At 69.9% G+C, this 21,422-nt stretch carries 20 protein-coding genes; 6 read left to right on the top strand and 14 right to left on the bottom strand.

What is annotated here, in order from left to right; translation table 11 throughout:
- Window positions 1-9: 9 nt before the first annotated feature.
- The 12 genes from H7H31_RS20740 to H7H31_RS20685 all read right to left on the bottom strand — a co-directional run bounded on the left by H7H31_RS20740 (window position 10) and on the right by H7H31_RS20685 (window position 14,018).
- Entirely contained in the window at window positions 10-891 is an 882-nt protein-coding gene (locus H7H31_RS20740) for a hypothetical protein (protein WP_187062047.1), read from the bottom strand.
- Window positions 892-935: 44 nt separating this feature from the next.
- The gene (locus H7H31_RS20735; RefSeq protein ID WP_187062046.1) at window positions 936-1,652 is read right to left on the bottom strand and encodes a hypothetical protein; all 717 of its coding nucleotides are present in this window, start codon (window positions 1,650-1,652) and stop codon (window positions 936-938) included.
- A 75-nt stretch (window positions 1,653-1,727) separates the two neighbouring features.
- Window positions 1,728-2,720, bottom strand: a complete 993-nt coding sequence (locus H7H31_RS20730) for a hypothetical protein (protein WP_187062045.1) — start codon at window positions 2,718-2,720, stop codon at window positions 1,728-1,730.
- Window positions 2,721-2,933: 213 nt separating this feature from the next.
- Window positions 2,934-5,945 (bottom strand): LysM peptidoglycan-binding domain-containing protein, encoded by a 3,012-nt coding sequence (locus H7H31_RS20725; RefSeq protein WP_187062044.1) that lies wholly within the window; start codon window positions 5,943-5,945, stop codon window positions 2,934-2,936.
- A gap of 345 nt (window positions 5,946-6,290) precedes the next feature.
- A complete protein-coding gene (locus H7H31_RS20720) occupies window positions 6,291-6,479 on the bottom strand; it encodes a hypothetical protein (protein ID WP_187117996.1) in 189 nt (62 codons plus the stop codon).
- A gap of 903 nt (window positions 6,480-7,382) precedes the next feature.
- Window positions 7,383-7,898, bottom strand: coding sequence for a TadE family protein (locus tag H7H31_RS20715; protein WP_187063403.1), 516 nt, complete (start codon window positions 7,896-7,898; stop codon window positions 7,383-7,385).
- Window positions 7,899-8,208: 310 nt separating this feature from the next.
- Window positions 8,209-8,457: a hypothetical protein gene (locus H7H31_RS20710; protein ID WP_176162165.1), complete on the bottom strand. Its 249-nt coding sequence runs from the start codon at window positions 8,455-8,457 to the stop codon at window positions 8,209-8,211.
- Window positions 8,458-8,544: 87 nt separating this feature from the next.
- Window positions 8,545-9,495, bottom strand: a complete 951-nt coding sequence (locus H7H31_RS20705; RefSeq protein ID WP_176162166.1) for a type II secretion system F family protein — start codon at window positions 9,493-9,495, stop codon at window positions 8,545-8,547.
- Entirely contained in the window at window positions 9,492-10,484 is a 993-nt protein-coding gene (locus H7H31_RS20700) for a type II secretion system F family protein (protein ID WP_232109987.1), read from the bottom strand. The genes H7H31_RS20705 and H7H31_RS20700 overlap by 4 nt, the downstream gene beginning before the upstream one ends.
- Before the next feature lie 6 nt (window positions 10,485-10,490).
- Window positions 10,491-11,798 carry a CpaF family protein gene (locus H7H31_RS20695; protein WP_176162167.1) on the bottom strand — a complete coding sequence of 436 codons (1,308 nt, stop codon included), beginning with the start codon at window positions 11,796-11,798 and terminating at the stop codon, window positions 10,491-10,493.
- Window positions 11,795-13,396 carry a hypothetical protein gene (locus H7H31_RS34150; protein ID WP_232109986.1) on the bottom strand — a complete coding sequence of 534 codons (1,602 nt, stop codon included), beginning with the start codon at window positions 13,394-13,396 and terminating at the stop codon, window positions 11,795-11,797. The genes H7H31_RS20695 and H7H31_RS34150 overlap by 4 nt, the downstream gene beginning before the upstream one ends.
- Before the next feature lie 34 nt (window positions 13,397-13,430).
- Window positions 13,431-14,018 carry a hypothetical protein gene (locus H7H31_RS20685; RefSeq protein WP_308284286.1) on the bottom strand — a complete coding sequence of 196 codons (588 nt, stop codon included), beginning with the start codon at window positions 14,016-14,018 and terminating at the stop codon, window positions 13,431-13,433.
- 343 nt (window positions 14,019-14,361) lie between these two features.
- Here H7H31_RS20685 and H7H31_RS20680 point away from each other — a divergent pair, with 343 nt between their 5' ends.
- Together H7H31_RS20680 and H7H31_RS20675 are read left to right on the top strand one after the other, a co-directional pair.
- Entirely contained in the window at window positions 14,362-15,084 is a 723-nt protein-coding gene (locus H7H31_RS20680; protein WP_232109985.1) for a hypothetical protein, read from the top strand.
- Window positions 15,085-15,209: 125 nt separating this feature from the next.
- Complete coding sequence (locus H7H31_RS20675) at window positions 15,210-16,133, top strand: hypothetical protein (RefSeq protein ID WP_232109984.1); 924 nt, start codon at window positions 15,210-15,212, stop codon at window positions 16,131-16,133.
- A 99-nt stretch (window positions 16,134-16,232) separates the two neighbouring features.
- On the opposite strand, the gene H7H31_RS20670 is transcribed toward H7H31_RS20675, so the two are convergent.
- Complete coding sequence (locus H7H31_RS20670; protein ID WP_187063401.1) at window positions 16,233-17,069, bottom strand: hypothetical protein; 837 nt, start codon at window positions 17,067-17,069, stop codon at window positions 16,233-16,235.
- A gap of 196 nt (window positions 17,070-17,265) precedes the next feature.
- Entirely contained in the window at window positions 17,266-17,565 is a 300-nt protein-coding gene (locus tag H7H31_RS20665; RefSeq protein ID WP_187063400.1) for a hypothetical protein, read from the bottom strand.
- A gap of 115 nt (window positions 17,566-17,680) precedes the next feature.
- On the opposite strand from H7H31_RS20665, the gene H7H31_RS20660 reads away from it, so the two are divergent.
- The 4 genes from H7H31_RS20660 (at window position 17,681) to H7H31_RS20645 (ending at window position 21,307) form a co-directional block, all read left to right on the top strand.
- Window positions 17,681-18,010: an SAV_915 family protein gene (locus tag H7H31_RS20660; RefSeq protein WP_187063399.1), complete on the top strand. Its 330-nt coding sequence runs from the start codon at window positions 17,681-17,683 to the stop codon at window positions 18,008-18,010.
- Window positions 18,003-19,487 carry a hypothetical protein gene (locus H7H31_RS20655; protein ID WP_187063398.1) on the top strand — a complete coding sequence of 495 codons (1,485 nt, stop codon included), beginning with the start codon at window positions 18,003-18,005 and terminating at the stop codon, window positions 19,485-19,487. Before H7H31_RS20660 ends, H7H31_RS20655 begins: the two co-directional genes overlap by 8 nt.
- A gap of 54 nt (window positions 19,488-19,541) precedes the next feature.
- Entirely contained in the window at window positions 19,542-20,123 is a 582-nt protein-coding gene (locus tag H7H31_RS20650) for a DUF3592 domain-containing protein (protein ID WP_187063397.1), read from the top strand.
- Window positions 20,124-21,043: 920 nt separating this feature from the next.
- Complete coding sequence (locus tag H7H31_RS20645; RefSeq protein WP_232109983.1) at window positions 21,044-21,307, top strand: WXG100 family type VII secretion target; 264 nt, start codon at window positions 21,044-21,046, stop codon at window positions 21,305-21,307.
- The last annotated feature ends 115 nt before the right edge of the window (window positions 21,308-21,422 follow it).

Here is a 21,422-nt window from a genome sequence, read left to right as displayed (position 1 = left end):
GCACGTGACTTACGCCTTGGGCAATTTCAGCAGTTTGATGATCTTCCGGCGCAGCGCCCTGGTGCTCAGGGTCTGGGCCACGATTCCCTTCGGCGAGTGCGGCTCGTCCACCGTCACCGTCATGACTTCCTTGCCGGTGGCGTAGGTCGTCACCAGGGCGCCCTCGGTATCCGAGAGAACCATGAGCTGCCCGACCACCAACGCGGTGTCGATGACGCGGCGCACCGACCGGGGAACGCTGTCTCGGTCCAGCGCATCGGGGGAAAGCTGCTGTGCCGGGCCTTCGGTTTCCGCGACGCCGAACGGGTCCACGAGCGCCTGCACCAGTTCGGCGGCCGATTCGGGCGCGTTGGTGAGCGTGAACAAATGCATGCCCCCGCTGGTCACGCGCTCTACCAGAAAGAGGTCGTTCGCGTGGATGTAGACGAAGGCGTGCGAGGTGTCGTCGCTGGCCGTCAGATCCGCGGCGAGCACCCGTTCCGCACTGCCGCGGAGGCTGAGCACGAGGGCGGCTTTCTCGGCCAACCTGATGTCGATGGGGGCCCGTTCGTTCAGCGTCTCGCCGCGCGCCTCGGCGGCCTCCTGCTGGCGAATGAGCTCGTCGATCTCCTCGATGTTCGCGACCTCGATGAGTTCGCGCGAGACGAGTGAGCGCAGGGCGGTGGCGATCGCGGTGTCCCGCTGGTCCTCGGGCATCTTCGCCAGGTGTGGCGATGGCACCAGCCGCTCATCCATCGGCTCCGTGTCGATGACCGCCAGTTCCTCGTCGGTCAGCCGCAGGATGGCCCGATTACCTCCACCCGCCTCAGCGATGCCCTCGGCCAGTGTCGTCCGTGCTTGCGCGAGGATGTCAACGGCATCGCGCTCTTCCTCCTCCTGTGAGAGAGCCATGAAAACTCGTTCTTCCTTTCCTACAGGCTTTTTTACGGGCCTTCTTACGGGGCCGGGCGGGGTCCCACGACGACCGGCAAGCCGTCGGGGTTGTCCCCGCCCCTCTCTGCCATAGTCTTGAGCCGTGCGTGAATACCGCTCGGCCTATCCGTCACTTCCAACACGATCCACGAGCCGTCGGAGAAACGGATGCGGAACTTATCGGTGTCCAGCCGGCCGTTCAACGGGTCCTCGATGACGGCCTGGTCGCCCGGAATCTCGTACAGGACGTCCGACTCGTCGAGTGCTCCGAGCGTCACCCGCTTGGGCGGGCCCGCCAGCACGATGCGCCCCGGGGCGATCAGCACCAGGCGTTTCGGGTGCGACGACTGGCTGTACCAGCGCAGCAGCAACTGGCCCGCCGCGGCGTTCCAGTCGCCGTCGAACACCTCGTTCAGCCCGTGCGCCGCGATCTCGGCCTTTCGCTGCTCAGCTTCCCTGTTCAGCCTTCTGTTCTTCTTGATGGTGAAGACTCCGAAGACCAACTCGAACAGCGCCTCTATGGCACCGGCAACTCCGACGACCAGCCAGACCGGGGCTGCCAGCACGTATCCCGCGATGCCGAGCGGGCGCACAAAGGCCGGTCGCAAGGGCCCGTTTCCGGCCGCTTCGTGGACGTCCGGTGGCGGCTTGGGGAGGGGGCCGATCTTGCACCACTCGGCAGTCGCCAGCCCGCCACCGATGAGCCCGGACAGGTGTTGCTTGTCCTCGAACTTCAACATGCGATACCCCTTGCTCCGTCAACCGCCGGCGTGCTGCTCCTGATGGCGCCCGACGCGGCGGGGCGCGCTGACCCGCTACCAGAATTTGAGTTTCTTCAGTTTCTTCACCGGCCCAGGGGCCACCCGTTCGGCGAAATTGACCGCGCCCCTGACCGTCTGGGTGACTTTCTTCTTGGCGTACGCCTTGACGTCCCCGCCCCACTTGTCCCAGGCCCAACTGCCCAGGAAGTAGGCGCCCGCCACGCCGAGCCCCACCCAGCCGACGACGGGGATCGCCGATCCGGCGATCGCAGCACTGGTCCAGCCGGCCATGACGGCACCGGCGCTGACCGCCTGCACGCCACCCATCACGCGGTCGGCGGTCCCGTACGCGCCCTTGTGGCTCGGGAGGAACACCTCTTTGACGCCCGTGGCGAAGGAGAGTGGCACCAGCGCCTTGTCCAAAATGCCGGCGCCCGGTGCCTTGTTGAGCCAGCTCAGGCCCTTCAACCTCGACAGGACCTCCAGCGGCTTCCACGCGGCCGTGTAGCCTTTTTTTGTGTTGTCGAATAGTTCGAGCGCTTCGTCGTAGTTCCCGCGGAACCCTTCGCTGATCTCCAGCAGCGCCTTGGCGTTCTTGACCTCGTTCTTCGCATCCCAAACAGCCTTCAGGCGACGGTAGGCCGCCACACCTTTGGCGATGGCGAGCCCCTTCGCCCCGGCCCCGGTGTCCGCCGCGTACTGGTCGGCCAGCTTCTCGCCCTCTTTGCCAAGCTTCCGGGCGCTTTCGACCACCTCTTTGTCGAACTTCTCCTTGTTCTTCTCGGCCCATTCCCACGTCTTGATGAGGCCCAGATGAGCGGCCATCGCCAACTGGTACTCCGGGTCGCCGTTGAGCAGCCCGAGGCGGTGGCGCACATCCGACGCCTGGCCCCGGCCCCAACTGGCCTGGACGGGGAATTTCGCGACGGCTCCCGCCTGTGCTCCCCATTTGGTGAGAATTCCGCGGACCAGACCGCCCTGAATGGCGAGTGCGCCTCCACCGAGGTCGAGCGCGGAGGCGAGGCTCCGCGCCATATCGTCCTTCATGCCTCGAAAACTCATGTTTCTCCCCCTGAAACGTGCGGCCGGCCCAGTGGCGCCCTCACGGAGAGCCACTTTCGCCCAACTCGCCGGCCGCGTGATGTTGTTGTCGCACCGCTGTGGCCTGCCATCAAACCGGCCGCCGATGACATGCGCTCACCATATTCCGCGTGCCCCGCCGCCCGCCGACCGGAGTGAGCGCGCCGGGCGGGCACGTGTCTAGTTCGCCATAGCCCGCCGCACATCCCCCCGCCACGTCGGCAGCAGCTCGTCCAACAGGGCCTCCGTGCGGGGTGGGAGGCCGCGGGCGCCGCCGCTGAGGGTGGCGTTGCGGTCCAGGAGGGCGGTGGCGGTGGTGGTGAGCTGGGCCGTGTCGCCGGTGGCGTGGGCGGCGCGGAGTAGCTCGTTCCACAGGCGCTCGTCCGCGGGGGCCGAGGCCAGCGCCGCCTCCAGCGCGGCCATGGCCTGGTGTGGCCGCTCCGCCGCGCCGTGGTGGGCGGCCAGGGCGAGGGCCACGTCCGCGACCAGGAGCGGCAGTTGGGCCTCGATGATCTCGTGGGCCAGCCAGCCGTAACGGCCCTGCGGGCGGCCCGCCAGGAGGGGGCCGCGGGCCAGGGCGAGGGCGTCGGTGAGGAGGCGTTCGCGGGTCCGGGGGTCGTTCGCGCCCCGTCCCTGGGTGGCCTCGTGGTGCAGGGTGCGGAGGACGTCGAGGTCGGAGACGACCGACGAGGCGAGGATGAGCCGGCCGGTGGCGTCGCTCCGCAGTCGGGGCGCGCTCGCGCCGGCCGCGCCGCCGCCGGGTCCCGGCTCGGGGCCACGGTCGTCGCCGAGCCACTCCCGTAGCCGCTCGATCAGCGCGTCGCGTACGTCCTCGGTGGCGCCCCGCGGCCACAGCGCGGAGGCCAGGACGCGCGGGTGGACGCCCTCGCGGTGCAGCAACAGCAGGGCCAGCGCCTCGTGCAGCAGCGCGCCGCGTTCGTCGTCCGGGGTCTCCAGGCCCATGATCTCGTAGTCGCCGAGCAACCTCGCGTACACCGCCGGCCGGCCCGCCTCGCTGATGTCGACCAGGAACGGGGCCCGCTGCCCGTCGGCGCGGCCGGGCGGGGTGACGCCGTCCGGGTCGGCGGCGGCGAAGAGTTCGACCACGGCCCGGTGCTGCTCCGCCGGCAGTCGCTGGGCGGTGAGTTCGAGGCCGAGCAGCGGGGCGCGCAGCGTGCCGTCGGGGGTGACGTCGAGTTCCCAGGTCGCGCCGGGGAACTGCTGCTGGGTGGTGCCGATGAGGTAGCCGATGCCCAGCCGGCCGGAGTCGGCGGCGAGTTCGGCCAGCCGCGTCGCCTGCTCGCCGTCCGGCTCGGCCGCGAGCAGGACCAGGTGCGGGGCGCGCTGGGTGTGTTGGGCCTGGCCGGTGCGGCCGGTGAGCACCGAGTCGTGGCCGGCGACGCTGAGCGCGGCGCGCCGCTGCTCGGTCTCGGCCGTCATGGTCTCCACCAGCGCGGCGACCCCGTCCAGGTGCCGGATGCGGGTGGGGGCCAGCGCCCCGAGTTCGGCGCCGAAGCCGACCAGGGTCAGCGTCAGCCGGTCGGACCAGCCGCTGGTGGCGAGTTCGGCGGCGATCGAGGCGAAGACCGCCGTACGGTCCGCCTCCGCGCCGGTCAGCGAGACGATGCCGGGCACGGCCTCCAGGTTGAGCAGCAGGCGCGCCTCGTCCAGCGTGCCGAGGCTGACCAGTCCCGGGTAGGGGGCGGCGGTTCCGTCGTCCGCGTGCTCGGTGATGGCCGAGCGGCGCAGCCGCCAGAACGTCTCGTCCTGGCCGAGCTGCCAGGGGCGCGGCGGCTCTCCGGAGGCCGCGGAGAGTTGGAGGTGCAGTTCGGTGCCGGTCAGCCACGCGGCGTAGACGACGGGCAGCTCGCGCCCGTCGGCGGCCAGCGCCGTCGACAGGCCGCGCAGCGCCCGGTCCAGGTCGCGTACGGCCACGGGGTCGGCGCCGACCAGCAGCGCCTCCTCGGCGCGGGCGGCCGGGCCGGTCGGCGTGAGGTCGATGCCGAGGCCGAGCGCCGACATGGCCGACTGCCACAGCGCGGCCCTGCGCCGCCGGCCCAGCGCGGCCAACAGCCCGGCGGCCAGCAGCGGGGCGCCGATCAGCGCCTCGGAGAGGCCGAACGCCGACTCGTCGGCGGACGTGGCGGAGTCGGCGGATTGCCTGTCGTCCGGGGTGGCCGGGGCCGGCTCGGGGACGCTGGGCCGGGCCGGCTGGTCGACGGAGATGTCCCGCGCCTGGTCGGCGCGGCCGGGGTCGACGTCGCGGTGCGGGGTGCGGCTGGACTTGTCGTACTCGCGGATCTGCTCCCGCAGGCCCTTGGTGATCTCCGGCGAGTCCTCGGGCATCTCGACCAGTTCGCCGCCGTGCGCGTCGGCGGGCATCTCCATGATCCAGCCGGGGCGGATCAGGCTGGCCTGGGAGAGCCTGGAACCGTCGGGCTGCACCCGGTCCTTGTTGAGCTGGTAGATCTCCTTGTAGCGGCGGCCGTCGTCCAGGTGCCGTTCGGCGATCTCCCACAGCGAGTCGTGGTGCCGGCCCTCGGGCGGCTGGATGCGGTAGAACTTCGTCTGCCGCCGCTCCTCGCCCACGCGCGCGCTGCCCGTGCCGGGCCGCGTGGGGTCCACCATCCGCTGCTGGTGCGGTTCCAGGTGACGCTGGCCCTCGCCGACCCGCTCGCCGCCCGGGGTCTGCTGGGCGGAGGCGACGGTGCCGCGCGCGTTGTCCTCGTACGCGTTGCCGATCTGGGACAGCCCGGGGGTCAGGCTCGCGGCGGACGCGCCGACCAGCAGCAGCGCGGCCACCAGTTGCCGCGCCAGCAACTGGGTCGGCCCGGCGCCCGGCACCCGCGACGGCATGCCGACGCCGGAGATCTCCGCCTTGCCCTCGACGATCACGCACGCGGCGAACTGCGCCCAGGCCAGCCACACCACGACGGTCAGCACGTCGACGAAGACGCTCGCGGTGATCGGCTGCCGCACCGTCTCCAGCGTCGGCGCCTCGTGGGGCAGCGGCCAGCCGACGAAGTAGGCGAGCGCGCCGGGTACGCCGATGAGCAGCGCGGACAGCGCGACGAACGCGAAGAACGCCTTGACGAAGTCGCCCGCCGTACGGGTACGCACGGGCAGCGGCTGCGGCTGCCGTCGCGGCTGCGAGCCGGACGGGCCTGGGGTGGGGCGGGCGGTGCGCGCCATGGGCGGTATTCCTCAGCCTCGGGTGGGAGCGTCAAACGGGTCGGCGTGGCGTGTGCGGCGAGCGACGCGGGGCGACGCGTGCGGACGGGGGCTCAGTACCGGGGCACCCCCGGCGGCGGACGCCACCCGCGCCACCCGGCCGGCCGCGAGGCCCCCGGGGGCCCGGGCGGTACGGGCGGTACGGGCGGTACGGGAGCCTCCGCCGGCCCGGCTGCTGCCCGGCGGCCCGGTCGTACGGCGCGCGCTGGTCGTAGGGGCTCCGCCGGGTGCGCGGGCTCCGGCGCGTGCGGGGGCCGCGCCGGGAGCACGGGCCGGGTCGCGCGTACGGGTCGGGTCGTGTGGGGGTCAGCCGACATGGGACTCCGCCTTGGACGAGCCGCGCACCGTGAAGGAGCCGTTGTAGAACAGGCCGGTCAGCACGGGTTCGTAGGTGAGTTGGATCTCGACCTCGACCTGTTCGGCGTTGGCCGACAGGCAGCGCGACGCGGCGACGTCCGGGCCCGAGAGCCCGGCCTCGCGGGCGAACTGGCGCACCCGGGCGCCGCAGTTCTCGTAGTTGATGGGCGCGCTCGTGCCGCCACTGGCGCGCAGCGCCGCCTCGTCGATGTCCTGCGCGGCGTACCGGGCTTCATTCTTCTCATACTTCTTCCCTCACGATCTATAATTCCCATTCCTACCTCCCTCCCCTTTCCCTTCCTTCCTCTTCCCTCTCCTCCCCCTCCCTCTTCATCTTCTCCTTCCTTCCCTTAATCATAATAAAACATTACTCCTTTCCCCTATCCCCATAAACCACTCTTTATCTCTCCACTTAAACTCCCACCCTCTTCCATTTCTTCTTTATATCTTTTTACCATTTCCCCCACCTTACTTTTATCATTTCTCCATCCCTTATTCCATTACTTAAACATCTCATAACTCTTCCTCACCATTCCTTCCTCTCCCACTCATCACCCCACTCCCAATACTACTCTTTTCTACTACCTCTTTCTCCTTACCACCTTCTACTCCACCCTCTCCCCTCCCCCTACCAATCTTACTTCCTCTTCTTCCCCAATCTTTCCCCACTTCCATTCTCCTACTACTTCTATATTATTTATCCCTTCCTCTCTCTTCTACTCTCTCCTTCCTCCCGCTACACACCTCTTCCCTTCCCTCCACCTATCTTCGCCCCTAATCCCCTCACCATAATCCCTTCCATTTATGAAACATGAACCATCACTTCTCCCCTAGTCAATTGACCTACCAATGCATGGTCCGACATGTATCCCCGGCGTTCCCTGCCCGGCGCTGCGGCCTCGCCCCGCCCCCCACCGGGCCAACGCCCGCGTTGCCCGCAACGCCCGACCACCCGGGCGCCGGGCGCGCGCCCGCTCGGATCGGGCGTACGCCGGGCGCGGGCCCGGACCGTCGCGCGTCGCTCAGCACGCCACACCGCGCTCAGCCCCCGTCCACGACGAACCGCTCGATGGGCCCCTGCGACCGCGCGTGCACGGTGAACCTCATGCCGGGGAACACGGTGGGCACACCGGCCTCGACCTGCACCCCCACCGTGTCGGCGCGCGGCGTGAGCAGCGTCACCTCCGGCTTGATGAGCAGGTTCGGGCCCAGTTGCCGGATGTAGCTGTCGGCCGTGGAGCGCGCCTTGCCGCCCCAGCCGCCGGGGTTCTCGTCCGCCTCGGCGCGCGCCTTGCGCGCGCCGGCCTGCGCCGCCGCCTGGGCGACGTGGTCGGCGAAGAAGTACAGCGCGAACTGCACGGTCGCGAAGATCAGGAAGAACAGGACCGGCGTGAGCAGCACGAACTCGATGGCGGTCATCCCGCTGTCGCTCGTCCGGCCGCCGCTGCCGCGCGCCCGGCCCGGCGCCGCGCCCGCCCGGTCGCGGCCGTCGCCGCGCATGGCGTCCACCCTGCGCCGCACCGCGCGGTGCAGGGCACCGCCCCCGGTTCGTCTCATGCCGTCATCCCCGTTGTCTTCTCGGTCCCCTGGCGCCGCCGCCCCACGGGCGGCCCGGTGGGGCCGGCGCCGCGGCGCTCGTCACCCCGTACGGGCTCCGCCTCGGCACACCCCCGGCCGGTCGCCCGCCGACCACCCGGCCAGCCGACCGGCGGCCACCCAGCGAGCCGGCGCGGTGGGCCGCCCGGCCCCCGGCTGGCTCCGGGACGTTCAGGCCCGTGGCCCGGGTGCTGGCGCGTCAGCGGGTGGTGGCGTCAGTGGGTCTACTGGCGTCGGCAGGTCGTGCTGGCCTCGGCAGGTCGTGCCGGCCTCAGCAGGTCTTGCTGGCGTCCGCGCCCTTGATGCAGTCGCCGACCTTGTCCGCGCCGTCGCTGAGGGCGGCGTTGATGATCGCGGCGACCACGCCGACGATCGCGACCACGACGGCCGAGATGATGACCCACTCCACGGCGGAGGCGCCGCGGTCGAGTTCGCCGGAGCGGGCGCGTTCCACTCGGCCGCGCACGAAGGCGAGCAGGAAGTCGAGCGCCGGGTGGCTGATGCGAGGGCCTGTGTTCATGGTGATGAGTGTCCTCTCAGGTGGTGGGGGGAGTAGCGAGGGAACGGTGACCGTTGGAGAAGGGCTGTGTCGGCGGTGTCGGCATGGTCAGACCTCGAAGACGCGCATCGCGGCCGGAAAGATGAGGAAGACCAGGAACCCCGCACACAGCAGCAGTTGCGCCACCAGCATCGACTGCGACTTTTCTCCAGCGCTCCCTTCGATCTCCGCGAGCTCTCGGTGCCGCATCGTTTCCGCGCGCGACCCGAGTGATTCACGTACCTTCGCCCCGTCGTCCGCGACGAGCGCGAGGGACGACGAGAGGTCCTTGAGTTCATCGACGCCAAGTTCCTCGCCGAGGTTCCCGAGCGCCTGCCACTGACTGGTCCCGGTGATCCGGGCGTCCGCGAGCGCGTTCTTGATCCGCCGCAGCGCCCAGCCGTCGCTGACGTCGGCCGCGGCCATCAGCGACTCGGGCAGGCCGCGCCCGCCGGCGAGGTTCATCGCGACCAGGTCCAGGTACGCGCCGATCACCCGGCGCAGGTCGCGCCGCTTGTCCGCGGCGTCCCGGCGTACCTCCAGGTCCGGCAGCATGAAGAAGACCGCGCCGAACAGCAGCGCCATCCACACCGGGATGATCGGGCTGCTGCCGAAGCCGAGCGTCCAGACGATGACGAAGACGAACGGGCCGAAGACCAGCCCGGCCGCGCCCAGCAGCACCTTGGTCGCCAGGAACGACTCCCAGCTCCGCTCCAGGACCGCCAGGTCGGCCCTCAGCGAGCGCTGTTCCCAGCCCTGTTGCAGGTAGAGGTCGGCGACCCGCTGGCCGATCCGGACGCGGGCGGCCTCCAGCCGGCTCTCCTGGCCCGCGCCACCGGCCTGGCCTCGGTCGGCCTCGTACCGGCCGGCGTGCGCCGAGCCGCGCGCCCGCAGCGCGTCGATCTGCGCGACCCGCGCCACCGCCCCGCGCCGGCCGGGCATCAGGGCGCGGACCAGGGTGTAGACGCCGAGCCCGAAGACGGCACCGACCAGGACCGGCATCGTGATTCCGCTGTTCATCGGGGGGTCACCTCATCGCCGTAGACGGGGGCCTGCACGGTGCCCGCGCCGGGCTGCCGCGCCGCGTGGGCGCCGGCGCGCGCCGGTGCGTACCGCTCCGGCGTCGCGTCCCGGGTCAGGAACCGGTCCGGCGTGTCGATGCTGGACAGCTTGCGCAGCCACCAGAAGCCCATCGCGAACAGGGCGCACACGCAGGCCAGTACGAGCTGCCCGACCGGCGTCCCGTACGGCTCGACGAAGTCCCGGTTGAAGATCGACAAGCCGAGCACGAACGCGATCGAGACGCCGACCACGATCTGCACGCTGCGCCGGGTGCTGGCGCGCTGCGCCATGACCCGCTGTCGCATGTCGACCTCCTCGCGCGCCGACTTGGCCAGCGCGCCCAGCACCTCGCGCAGGCCGGGTCCGCGCAGCCGGGAGTTGAGGATGAGGGCGGCGATGATGATGTCGGCCGACGCGTCGTCGATCTCGTCGGCGAGTTGTTGCAGCGCGTCCGGCAACGGCGTACGCGCCCGCAACCGGTCCACCAGCGCGTCCAGGTGCGGGCGCAGCGCCGGCGCGGCGGCCCGCGCGGAGGACGGGATCGCCTGCTCCAGGCCGACCGCGCCGGCGATGGTGTCGCGCAGCGACTCGGTCCACGCGGCCAGCGCCTCGACCCGGCGCATCGCGGAGCGCTCCTCGGCCGCGCCGCCGAACAGCCGGTCCCAGACGAAGACCAGCACGCCGGCCGCCAGGCCCGCCACGATCCAGCGGGTCAGCAACAGCACGGCCAGGCCGACACCGATCGCGAGCGAGCCGCGCCGGCTGGCGAACCGGGCCAGTTCGGCGGCCCGCTGGCCGGCCTTGGCCTTCTCGTGTTCCGGCTTGGGCGGCAGCCCCCGGATGGCGACGATCAGCAGCGCGACGCCGCCACCGACGACCACGCCGGACAACAGCGCGAACAGCGTGGGCAGCGAGAAGAACCCACCCATCGACGTGATTTCGTTCATACGGCCCTACCCCCAGGCCCCGGACGGGCGGTAGCCGAACGCGGCCAACTCGTCCAGGCAGGTGACCGGCGCGTGCGGCACGACGCGGCCGTCGGCCGTCTCGATGAACACCTCGCTGGAGAGCACCCGGCCGTCGACCCCGTTGACCTCGCGCACGGATGTGACGCGGCGGCTGAGCGTGCCGCCGCTGGCGTAGTCGTTGCGGCGCTCGACGAAGACGACGAAGTTGACCGCGCCCGCGACCAGCATGTGGCTGGCCTCGATGGGCAGTCGCTCGTTCGCCTGGAGCGCGTAGGTAGAGATGCGGTTGAACACCTCGCTGGAACTGTTGGCGTGGATGGTGGAGAGCGAGCCGTCGTTGCCCTGCGACATCGCGTTGAGCATGGTGACGATCTCGTCGCCGAGCACTTCGCCGACGATGACGCGGGAGGGGTTCATGCGCAGCGAGCGGCGCACCAGCTCGGCCATGCTGATCGTGCCCTGCCCCTCGGAGTTGGGCAGCCGCTCCTCGAACGCCACGACGTTGGGGTGCAGGTCGGGGAACTGGTCGAGGCCCAGTTCCAGCGCCCGTTCCACGGTGATCAGCCGCTCGCTGGGCGGGATCTCGTTGGCCAGCGCCCGCAGCAGCGTGGTCTTGCCGGCGTTGGTGGCCCCGGCGATCATGATGTTCTTCCGCGCCCGCACCGCGCAGGCCAGGAAGTTGCCCAGCTCCGGGGTGAGCGTGCCGTTGCGCACCAGGTCGGCCATGAAGACCTTGCCGAGCCGCGCCCGCCGGATGGACAGCGCGGGCCGCCGGGTGACGTCCATGACGGCGGAGAGCCGGGAGCCGTCGGGCAGCCGCAGGTCGAGCTGCGGGTTGGCGGTGTCGAACGGGCGCGACGACAGGCCGGAGTACGCGCCGAGCACCTGGATCAGTTCGATCAGTTCCTCGTCGCTCTCGGCGACCGGCTCGCCCTGCTCCTCGCGGCCGTCCGCGTAGCCGATGAAGACCCGGTCGCAGCCGTTGATGTCGATGTTCTCGACCTCGGGGTCGTCGAGCAGCGGTTGCAGCCGGCCGACGCCGAACAGCGCGGCGTGCACGGCCGCCGCGTAGCTCTCCTCGGTCTCCGCGTCCAGCGGCGTGCGCCCGAGGTTGATCTCGGCGCGCGCGTAGTCCTCAAGGATCTGCGCGATGACGGCGCGCGCGTACTGCCGCTCGTCCTCGGGCGTCATCGGCGCGGCGCCGGCGACCTGGTCGATCCGACGCTGCTCGGCGATCCGGTCGCCGGCCTCCTGCCGGAAGCGCTTGACGAGCTGGTGGTCGACGGTGCTCACCAGCCCGCTCCCCCTCCGGCCCCACCCGCACCACCGACCGCACCGGGCCGGTGCTCGGGCTGCGCGGCACCGCCGTCGTACGGGGCGGGGGTGTCGTGCGGGGCGCGGGTGTCGTACGAGGTCTGCGGGTCGTACGCGCTGCCGCCGTCGAGCGCGGCCTGGCGGTCGTACGGGCTGCCGCCGTCGTACGGGCTGCCGCCGTCGTGCGCGGCGGGCGGCTGGGGTTCGGGCTGCGGCTGGGCCCGGCCGGGGCGCGGCATCTGGTGGATCTGCTGGGTGCGCTCGTTCTCGCGGATCTGGTCGCGCGGTGGGCGGGGCTGGTCGAGCTGGCCGCCCTGCTCGCGCGGCGGTTGGGCGTGCCGAGCGGAGGGCTGCTCGCCGTGGTCGCCCGACGCGTGCTGCGGCGGGGGCTGGGCGCCCGGTATGGGCTGGGCGCCGGAGGCCGGCTGCTGGGCCGTCGCCTCCGGGCCGCCGGGGCGGCGGTGCGCGCCCGCGCCGGGCCGCGACGCGGGGCCGCCGTGCGGCGGCATCGGTCCGCTGGGGGCGACCCCGTCGGGGCCGGGGGCGCCAGGGGCCGGCTGGGCGCCGTGGCCCGGCTGGGCCGGGTGGCCCGCGGAACCCGGCTGGCCCGGCAGCGGCTGGGCCTGGTGGCCGGCCTGACCCGCCTGACCCACCTGGCCCGCCTGCCCGACCTGGCCGGGCAGCGGCTGGCCGGCCGGCCGCGCGCCGGGCACGCGGCCCGCGCCGCCGACACCACCGCGCGCCCCGCCGGGGGTGGACGCGCCGGCGGGCGCGCCGGCGAACGCCGCGCCGAACTGCTGGTGCAGGTCGCCGACGACCTTCCGCGCCGAGCGGATGAGCAGCGACTTGTCCAACCGGCCACGCTTGCGCCCGGCCAACTGGTCAGCGCCGGAGGCGTCCCGCGCGATGACGCCCACCACGCGTGCCCCGGCCTGCGCCGCCACCAACATGTCGTTGACCTGCCCGACGAGCCGGCTCGCGCTCCCCACGTCGGCCACCAGGAGCACGCCGATCAGCGGCGTTCCCAACTGCGCCGCGCCGCGCTGCCCGCCGTGCAGCCGGGCCGACAGCGCCGCGGCCCGGTCCCTGACCCGCGCGAGCTGCTCCGGCTCCGTACCCGCGACCAGCAACACGATCGAGGCGTACGGGAACATCTCCACGGCCACCGCGTCCGCCCCGACCCGGCCGCAGTCGGCTATGACGTCGGCGGGGCCGTGCGGCGAGTCGCCGAGCCCGGCGAACGCGCGCCCCAGCATCGGCCACAGCCCGGCGAGCCCGGCCGACTGCTCGGAGCTGCCGAGCCCCACGAGCACGTCGAGGCCGCCCAGCATGGGCTGCGCGTGGTCCCACAACTGGTCGGGCACCAGGCCGCGGCGGGCGGTGGCGCCGATCGAGAGCATGCCGGTGTTCGGGTCCAGCGGCCCGCCGTGCGCCGCCGAGCCCCGGTAGACGAGGTCCCCACCGGCCGGGTCCACCTCGGCCAGGAGCACGCGCCGAGGCCAGACCGCCGCCATCGCGACGGCGGCCGTGGTGACCCCCGGCGAGCCCTTGTCCGCGGCGAGAGCGATGAGCGCCATATCCCCTACGTTCCCTGTCCCCTGGCCCCTCGGCTCAGGTGCCGCTGTTGGTGGACAGCCGCACGACGGAGACCGCGCCGTTGGCCGCCGCCTGGGTGAGCGCGGGCGCCTCGTCCTGGTTGACCACGACCGCGACCGGCAGGTCCCCGCCGCCGATCCCGTCGTTGGTGCCGGTCACCGTGTCCACGGTCGCGCTGCGGACCAGCAGGGCGTCACCGCCGCCCGAGTCGCCGCCGTCCCCCGAGGAACCGCCGGAGCCACCCTTGGCGTCTCCCACCCGGTACGCGGCGACCACGTCGCCGGCCTTGAGGCCGCGCGGGTACTGCCCGTCCTTGAGCGAGAGCCCGACCACGACCTTGCCCTCGGGCAGGCCCTTCTTGTCAGTCAGCATCGAACCGACGAGAAGCGAGCCTTTCGTCAGGTCGGCGGCGGCCCGGTAATTGGACAGTGCTTTCCACTGCTCCCATTTCACGTAATCGACACCGGAATCCTCGGCAACCATCACGGGTTCGATAGCGGACCTCGGGATCGGCTTACCCGCGCTCACCTTCTCCTTGATCTTCACCACTTCAATACGGTCACCGGCGCGCAACACCAGGACGGTCGCCCCCAACGCGCCCACCAGGATGAGGAGTACGGCGAGCGCGGCGAGTGCCGGTTTCCGTTCACGAGGCGCGGAAGGGAGCCTCTCCCCCGCTGGCTGACCGGGTGCGGTACCCCGGCCACTGCCCGCGCCCGTGCGCTCCTGAATCTTCACGCCACTGCCCCCGAAGTTATGTCCGTATTCAGGCATTTGCCCGCTACAGCCACTGTCGCACGCTTAAACCGCAGACTAAGAAGCTGTCAAGTCATCGCACCGTATCAGCAGCCTATAGCGGCCTCAAGGCGCGCCAGTGGCACTCACCACTCCCCGGTCCCACCGTTATCCACACGCAAGGGAACCGTCGCCATTGCCGTACGCATCCATGTCATCATCGGTGGCGTTTCTCATCGAACACCCACGGGAGATACGTACGTTGAACACACAGACACGCTTCGGCGCAGGCATCGTGCTGCTCGTGGCCGCCTCGATGACGCTGACGGCATGCGGAGGTGACTCCGACTCAGGCTCCGACAGCAAGGACAAGATCAAGGGCGCCGAGACCTCGTCGACACCCCCGCCCGTCACCTCCACCCCAAGCTCAACCCCCATGGACGACGGGATCGACCGCCCGGAGATCAAGCTGCCGGCGGACGTGAAGAACGTCTTCGAGGACAGCAAGACGGGCGACCCGAAGAAGGACGCGGTGCTGGCGGACAGCGAGCGCGGACTCAATGCCATCGACGAGGCCATCACCAGTGGTAGCACAGAGCGGCCCGCTCTCAAGTTCTACGTAAAGGACATGGCCCTACTGTCCGCGCTGGAGTACATCAAGTCCTATTACGACGCTGGAGTCACCTTCACGGGAAGCACGCGCTACTACAACCGCAAGGTCACGTTCCTCAAGGACGGGTCAGCAGTCGTCAATTACTGCTCAGATCAGACGAAGTCGAGTAGCGTCAACAAAAAGACGGGCAAGGTCAAGAAGAACGAGCCGGGGCCGGGAAATGTCGGCTACTACACAGACACTCTCACCAAGAACAACCTGGGGGTGTGGCAGATGACCAAGGCCATCTCGACAAGCGGGGGAGAGAAGTGCCAGGCTTGAGGCGTCAAATCATCACTTGCAGTGCAGGCACCATAGCCATTGCAGTATTGACGGTTACGCTACCCACGGCAGCACAGGCAACTGAAACCAGGGGCGGACGCGACCCCGGATCCCAACGAGCCGAGGTGAATCCCTCCGGCACCAACCAGAAAGTCGCCGTAGGCGTCGAGTCGTCGGGCGTGGAAGTCAACGTCCAGGGCAGCAACGGCCAGGGCAAGAAAGGCACGCTGACCCCAAGAAACTCCAACTGGAAGCCCCCGGCCTGCTGGTACGAGCCGCGGATCACGCCCAAGGAACTCAAGGGCACGATCGAGGGCCTGGAGAAGATGCCCGGCTTCTTCGGCATCGGGCCCACGTTCGCTCAGGTCTACAAGACCATCTTCCAGACCCACAAGTACGACGACTACAACATGAAGAAGCAGGGCAAGGGCCAATTCTGGGTAGCGGTCGTCAACAAGAACCGCAAGGACGAACCCGAGGCACAGTCCTGCAACCGGTTGCCCTTCTGGGTCGATGAGGGCGAGACGCCGGACGAACCGCTCGCCATCTCGTCGAAGATCCTCGCCGAGTACGCCTACGACGAGCTCCCCGTCCCGGACACGGACATCACCATGAATCCGTCTGGCAAGCAGACGGTCAACCTGGACACCTGGATCTGGCTCGACAAGGCGCGGTTCAAGCCCGTCTCCGCAAAGGCCAGCCTGTCCAGCATCGGCCTCTCGGCCACCACCACCGCCAAGCCGGTCTCCCTCACCATCGAACCCGGCACCCAGGACGCCAAGGTCCACCCCGCCTCAGGCGAATGCCGCATCGCCGCAGACGGCAGCATCGGCACCCCGTACAGCGACGACAAGAAGAACCAGGCCCCGCCGTGCGGCGTGACCTACCTCCGGGCCACCAACCAGACCGGCCCGCACCCGCTCAAGGCCACCGTCACCTGGGAGATCTCCTGGACCAGCTCCGACGGTGACGGCGGCGCCCTCCCCACCGGCACGTACGGGGACACCACGGACGTCACCGTCGGCGAAGTGCAGTCCATCAACCGATGACGCCGCGCCGCGAGCCGGTTGCCGCGGCGCGGACGGCAACCGGCTTCGAGTCGGCCCCACGCGAGCGCCTCGCGAGCCGCGAGACAGCCCCGAGTCGCGCTACGAGACGGCCGGCCGCGCCGGCGACGGCCCGTCCGCGCCGGCGGACGCGTCGTCGTCGCCCTGCGCGCGCAACTCGGCGGCCATCGCGTCCGTACGCTCCCGCAGCGCGCGAACCCGCTCCAGCGCCTTGTCGTCCAGCGCGGCGGGGTCGGCCGGGATCACCGGCACGCCGGCCGCCTGCGCCGTGACCACCAGGCTGTAGGCGACGTCCGTCTGGTGCGCCAGGAGCGCCGTCGTGAACAGGTTGGCCCGCAGCGTCTTCTCTCGGCCGAACGCGCCCCGGTACGTCACCTCGCAGGCGACGTTGACGCTGTCGAGCCGCTGCTCGCTGGCCTGCTCCAGGGCCGCGAGCACGACGGTGGCCAGGCCCTCGACCACCTTCGTCACCGCCCACTTGCGCCCGGGCAGCGGCGGCAGCACCTCACGGATTCGGTCCACCTCGGCGTCGAGGCCCTCCGTGGTCATGGCGTCGAACGCGTTGTGCAGCCGCAGCCCCGTGACCTTCTTCCACGGGATGTCCTCGCCCTCGAAACCCACGGACTCCGGCCCGAAGCGCAACGCCCCGAGGCTGTCCAGGGCGCGCAGCGCCTTGGCGGTGATGGCGGGCACGCGCGGGTGCTGGCAGATGAGGGTGCCCAGCGAGAACTCCCACTCCCGCTCGGCCGGCGCGGCCGGCGGCGGCAGCGCGCCGAGCACGCCGAGCACCCACTCACCGGAGGCGTTCGCTCCGGTCCTGCGGGCATCGACGCCCCGCCCGATGACCTCGCGCCCGACGTTCGCCGCGGCGGAGGTCACCGCCTCGCCCATGTCGCGTATCCGACCCCGAACCCCCATGTGCGTCCTCCCCCTGGCAGGTCTCTTCCGCCCGTGTCGCCATTACTGCCACACACACGCGGGCGCGCGTGGCGGAGCCGACAGTCGGGCACGTCAAACCGTCACCTTACGCAAGGTCCGACACGATCACGCCACGCCGGAGGCTCCCTCGCCATGGGGGTTCACTTCGCGCGCGCGACCCACCGCCGGTGGGGGTTCAGGACGCGTCGTACGCCCGCGCGTCGCTGGCCGACACCTTGTCCGGCTCCGCCGCTATCGCGGCGTCGATGAGCGGCAACAGCTTCTCGACGTGCGTGCCGGCCTTCTCGTGGCGGCCCTTGAGTTCGGTGTGCCAGGCCCGGGCGTTCTTGCCCACCCAGACCGCGTCTCCCCCGATGTCCTCGGTGGGCGTCTTGAGCGCCTTCTTCAGCCCCTCCGCCTCCCTCGCCACGTCGCGGCGGAGTTTTTCGAGGTCCGCCTTACGCGGATTTGCCACCTTGTCCTCTGACTCGCCCACCGGCTGCTCCCCCTTGCTGCGTCGGTATCCCGGATCGGGCCACCCTACAAATGCGCGCCCATCGCGGGCGAGCGACAGGTTGCCCCATACAACGGTTAGCTCCTAGCCTGCCTTGATGGAATCACCAGAAACCCAAGAGACGCCCGACGTGCTGGTTCTCCCCACCATGGCGGACATCGCCCGTGACGACGCCGGTACGCCCCTCCTGGATGGTTCCATTGAGGTGATGCTCATCCCACTGGAGGCCGAGTCCGGGGGCGTACAACGGGTCGCCCTCGCTTTCACCACGGTGCCGCTCCTGGTTGAGGCCATGGGTGAGGAACAGCCGTGGGTGGCCATCCCGGTGGACGAACTGGAGAAGGCATTGGAGGGTTCGGGGGCTCAAGCCGTCCTCGTCGACCCGGAGTTGGCGGACGACGGAGCGGGGGGTGTGGCAGGTGGTTGACAAGAACTTCTCCGGAATCAACCCGGACAACCTCCAGACGACCATCGGCAAACTCGTTTCCGGTAGCAAGACGTTGCGCGGCGGCAAAACCGCGTACTTCTCCCGGTTCGAGAAGCACGGCATCGACACGCACCACCTCACCGAACTCGGCAAGATCGCGTCGTGGGTGGATGACGAACTGCCCATGCTGCGCAGGCGGCAGGCGCTCGCGGCAGCGATGGAGTTCAAGGGGGTGGGGCCCAAGCCCACCATGGTGCAGGTCCCGGAGCCGGTACTCACCGTGCAGCAGGCGCGGGAGGCGGGCAAGAAGCTCGCGGCCGACGCCAACAAGGCGGAGAAACTCGGGCCAGGCGAGGCCGGCGCGGAGTTCCACCGCATCGCGGCGGAGCTGAACAAACACCGCGGAGACCCCGACTACGCCTCCGCCTTTTACGCCGCCATGGACCCGAACCTGGTCAAGACCCTGCCCACCGCTCTCGCCATGGCAGGCGCGCCCACGGCTAAGGAGGACGTCAAGGCGTTCGGTGCCGCGTTCACCGCCGCGGTCAACGCGGACTATCCGGCACCCGGTTTCGCCAAGACACTGGAACTCTTCCACGGCGACATTCCCAAGGACGACCCCGGGGCGGTGTTCAACCGGGCCCTGATGCAGGGGGAAGACCCCGATCTGTGGGAGACGGCCTGGAAGCACCTGACAAAGGCCGTGACGGACCTGGGCGACCCCAAGGCGACCTGGACGGTGCATTCCGGTCTCGTCGCGGGCGTCATCGGCGCCCAGTCCAAATACGCGGACATCTTCTGGAACCAGGCGTCCGGTTTCTCGGCGGCGGCCAAGGAGGCGTACGAGAAGCGTCTGAACGCCATGACGCCGAAGGAGCGGGCCGCTTTCAAGAAGGAGACCCGGGCCAACGCCAAGGCCGCCAAGGGGGCCAGCCGCCAGGCGGAGCGGGCCTTCGCCAAATACGGTCTCGGCCCCATGTCCCGGCTGATGGAATCCACCGTCGGCGACAGCGCGCGCTGGTTCATGGACAAGGTCCCTGGCATCACGCCACGCCCCACCCCCTCCGGCAATGTCGGCCGGCTGGGCAAGGCGCTGCGCTTCGGCTCGAAGGTCCCCCTGGTCGGCTCGCTGCTGACCATCGGCGGCATCGGCTACGACATCAAGGTCAACGGCGCCGAGAAGGACGTCGCCATCGCCTCCAACACGGCCTCCCTGGGGGCTGGCATGGCGGGCACGTGGATGGGTGTCGCGGGCGTCGCGGCCATGGGCGGCCCCGTCGGCTGGGGCGTGGCCGCGGGCATCGTCGTGGGCGCCGGGCTCGGCTACGCCGCGTACTACGCCCTGAACACCGACACGGGCAAGAAGGTGGTCAACGCGGCCAGCGGGGCGATCAAGGACGCCGGGAAGAAGATCGGTGGCGCGGCCAAGAAGGTGGGTGGGGCAGCCAAGAAAGTCGGCGGCTGGCTCGGGTTGTAGCGCCGACCCGAGCCGGACACGACAGCACCCGAATCGACGGCGGGACACCAGCGCATGGGACGGAAGAAGCAGAAGCGCGGCGGGGCGGAGTGGCGACAGCCACCCAAGTCCGCTCACTGGCGGGCGGTGGACGCGGCGAGCCGCGAGCGCCGCGCCCTCGGTAAGCGTCCCGCGCTACCGCAGCGCAGACTCATCTACAGCGTCTTCGCCGCCTTTCTGCTGACCTGCTCCGCGTTCCTGTTCTTCTTCTGGATTCCCTCCCACGCGCTGGTCGATGACCTGCGGTCGCGCGGCATCGCCACGACGGCCGAGGTCACCGACTCGCCCAGGGATCGATTCGGCAGTGCGGGCAATATTCAGGTGCGCTTCGACGGACCCGACGGCCCCCTGCGCAAAACCCTGAGCGAATGGGGCGGCAAACGCCCCGAGGGCCTACCCCAGGGCTCTTTCGTCCGCGTCGTCTACGACCCGAACGACCCGAGCCGCGTCCTCACCCAGAAATGGGTCAACAATCCCCCCACGCTGACGTTTCCCATGGCCGCCTGCATTGCCGTGGCCTCGCTACTCCTGGCCGGCGGCGTCGCTCTCGTGATACGGCGACGCAAGGTGCTGGCTCTGCTCGACGACAAGGCGTAGGGGTTCGATGGCGAGCCGTAGCGGGCGGCGGCAGCGGCCCTACATTCGCCCGTCAGGATTGCGTAGGCAGTACGTGACGAGCTGGGCGTGAATGGTCGGGACCTTGTCACCCGAGGTCATCTTGGGACACTCGGCGGTCAGTTCCCGGGATCGTCTCCTTGAGTGCCTTCTCGACGTCCGGGCGCATGGCCGCCATCGCCTCAACCGGCATGATTCCTTCGGGCTCTTCTGGCAACTGCTCATCCTTGTCACTGGACGACAGCGCACAGGCACAAAGCCTCTTCACCGCGCTGATTGAGGGCGGTATTGGACACCGCGTCAGAGAATTCAGCTCTATGACGGAAACCGATCCGGAGCAACTACAAACGCCGGCGAGCAACATACGTAATGGACTCGGCAGTGCCGCCGGATATCGCGGCAGGCGTAACGGAGTCGGCGGGCGAGCGCCGGCAGGGCCCGTACGCCCCCCAAGCGTGAGGCGGGACCATCACGCGAAATTGGGCACCTGCGCACCATCGTGGACGAGTTAGGCAAACAGTCGACACACCGCAAGAACAAGGAGAAACGGGAGGGAGCGGGGTCGACGAGAACCACCAGCCACAGTCAGTCAGCGGTACGCGAAACGGCGATGAGAGCCATGAACGACCGCGCGCTACCGTCGGTCACCGCGCGGTCGTAAGTAAGGCGCGAGAAACGGCTGTTGGCTACTCAGCGCACGTGTTGACTTACCCTCCGACAGGATTCGCAACGACTCAGGAATTGCCGGTCGTTCACCCCACTTGCCACCGTGCGGAGGTCAGTGTGACACGCTTGTACCAGAGTGCTGACGTTGTAACACACCGAGGCCCATTCCCGGTGGGGTAACGTCAGTTGCGGCTTGCAGGCAGTCTGTTTGCCGCCATAACGAGGGGAGTAGCCGCATGTCAATGCGCGGCGCTGATGTCGAGCTGCTGAGGAAGCTGTCGCGGGACTTCGGCAAGAAGGAATCGGACGTCCGGAGCCTTATCTCGTTCCTGGACACCCAGACCAGTAGCAGCGAGAGCTACTGGAAGGGTGGCAAGGCGGACAAGTTCCGTAGCGACTGGACGGACTTCAAGCCGACCATGGTGAAGATGGCGGAGGCCCTGAAGTCCGCCAAGGAATCGGCCAACACCAACGCCGACAACATCGAGCGTGCGACCTGATCCTTCTCGCCGGTGAGCGAGTTCCGCACGTATGTGGATGAGGCCGGGGTTGCCCACCTTGCGAGGTGGTGGCGACCCCGGCCTCACGCGTGTCACCGGTTGGTGCGGCGCGGCG

Source organism: Streptomyces buecherae (assembly GCF_014295035.1).
Taxonomy (GTDB): Bacteria; Actinomycetota; Actinomycetes; order Streptomycetales; family Streptomycetaceae; genus Streptomyces; species Streptomyces youssoufiensis.
This window is presented reverse-complemented; position numbering and strand designations above follow the sequence as displayed.

Coding starts and splice junctions, on each gene's coding strand:
- H7H31_RS20740 (WP_187062047.1), bottom strand. CDS start 891: ATGGCTCTCTCACAGGAGGAGGAAGAGCGCGATGCCGTTGACATCCTC.
- H7H31_RS20710 (WP_176162165.1), bottom strand. CDS start 8,457: ATGAACACAGGCCCTCGCATCAGCCACCCGGCGCTCGACTTCCTGCTC.
- H7H31_RS34150 (WP_232109986.1), bottom strand. CDS start 13,396: ATGGCGCTCATCGCTCTCGCCGCGGACAAGGGCTCGCCGGGGGTCACC.
- H7H31_RS20715 (WP_187063403.1), bottom strand. CDS start 7,898: ATGAGACGAACCGGGGGCGGTGCCCTGCACCGCGCGGTGCGGCGCAGG.
- H7H31_RS20645 (WP_232109983.1), top strand. CDS start 21,044: ATGTCAATGCGCGGCGCTGATGTCGAGCTGCTGAGGAAGCTGTCGCGG.
- H7H31_RS20700 (WP_232109987.1), bottom strand. CDS start 10,484: ATGAACGAAATCACGTCGATGGGTGGGTTCTTCTCGCTGCCCACGCTG.
- H7H31_RS20650 (WP_187063397.1), top strand. CDS start 19,542: ATGGGACGGAAGAAGCAGAAGCGCGGCGGGGCGGAGTGGCGACAGCCA.
- H7H31_RS20670 (WP_187063401.1), bottom strand. CDS start 17,069: ATGGGGGTTCGGGGTCGGATACGCGACATGGGCGAGGCGGTGACCTCC.
- H7H31_RS20705 (WP_176162166.1), bottom strand. CDS start 9,495: ATGAACAGCGGAATCACGATGCCGGTCCTGGTCGGTGCCGTCTTCGGG.
- H7H31_RS20730 (WP_187062045.1), bottom strand. CDS start 2,720: ATGAAGGACGATATGGCGCGGAGCCTCGCCTCCGCGCTCGACCTCGGT.
- H7H31_RS20680 (WP_232109985.1), top strand. CDS start 14,362: ATGTCATCATCGGTGGCGTTTCTCATCGAACACCCACGGGAGATACGT.
- H7H31_RS20735 (WP_187062046.1), bottom strand. CDS start 1,652: ATGTTGAAGTTCGAGGACAAGCAACACCTGTCCGGGCTCATCGGTGGC.
- H7H31_RS20725 (WP_187062044.1), bottom strand. CDS start 5,945: ATGGCGCGCACCGCCCGCCCCACCCCAGGCCCGTCCGGCTCGCAGCCG.
- H7H31_RS20660 (WP_187063399.1), top strand. CDS start 17,681: ATGGAATCACCAGAAACCCAAGAGACGCCCGACGTGCTGGTTCTCCCC.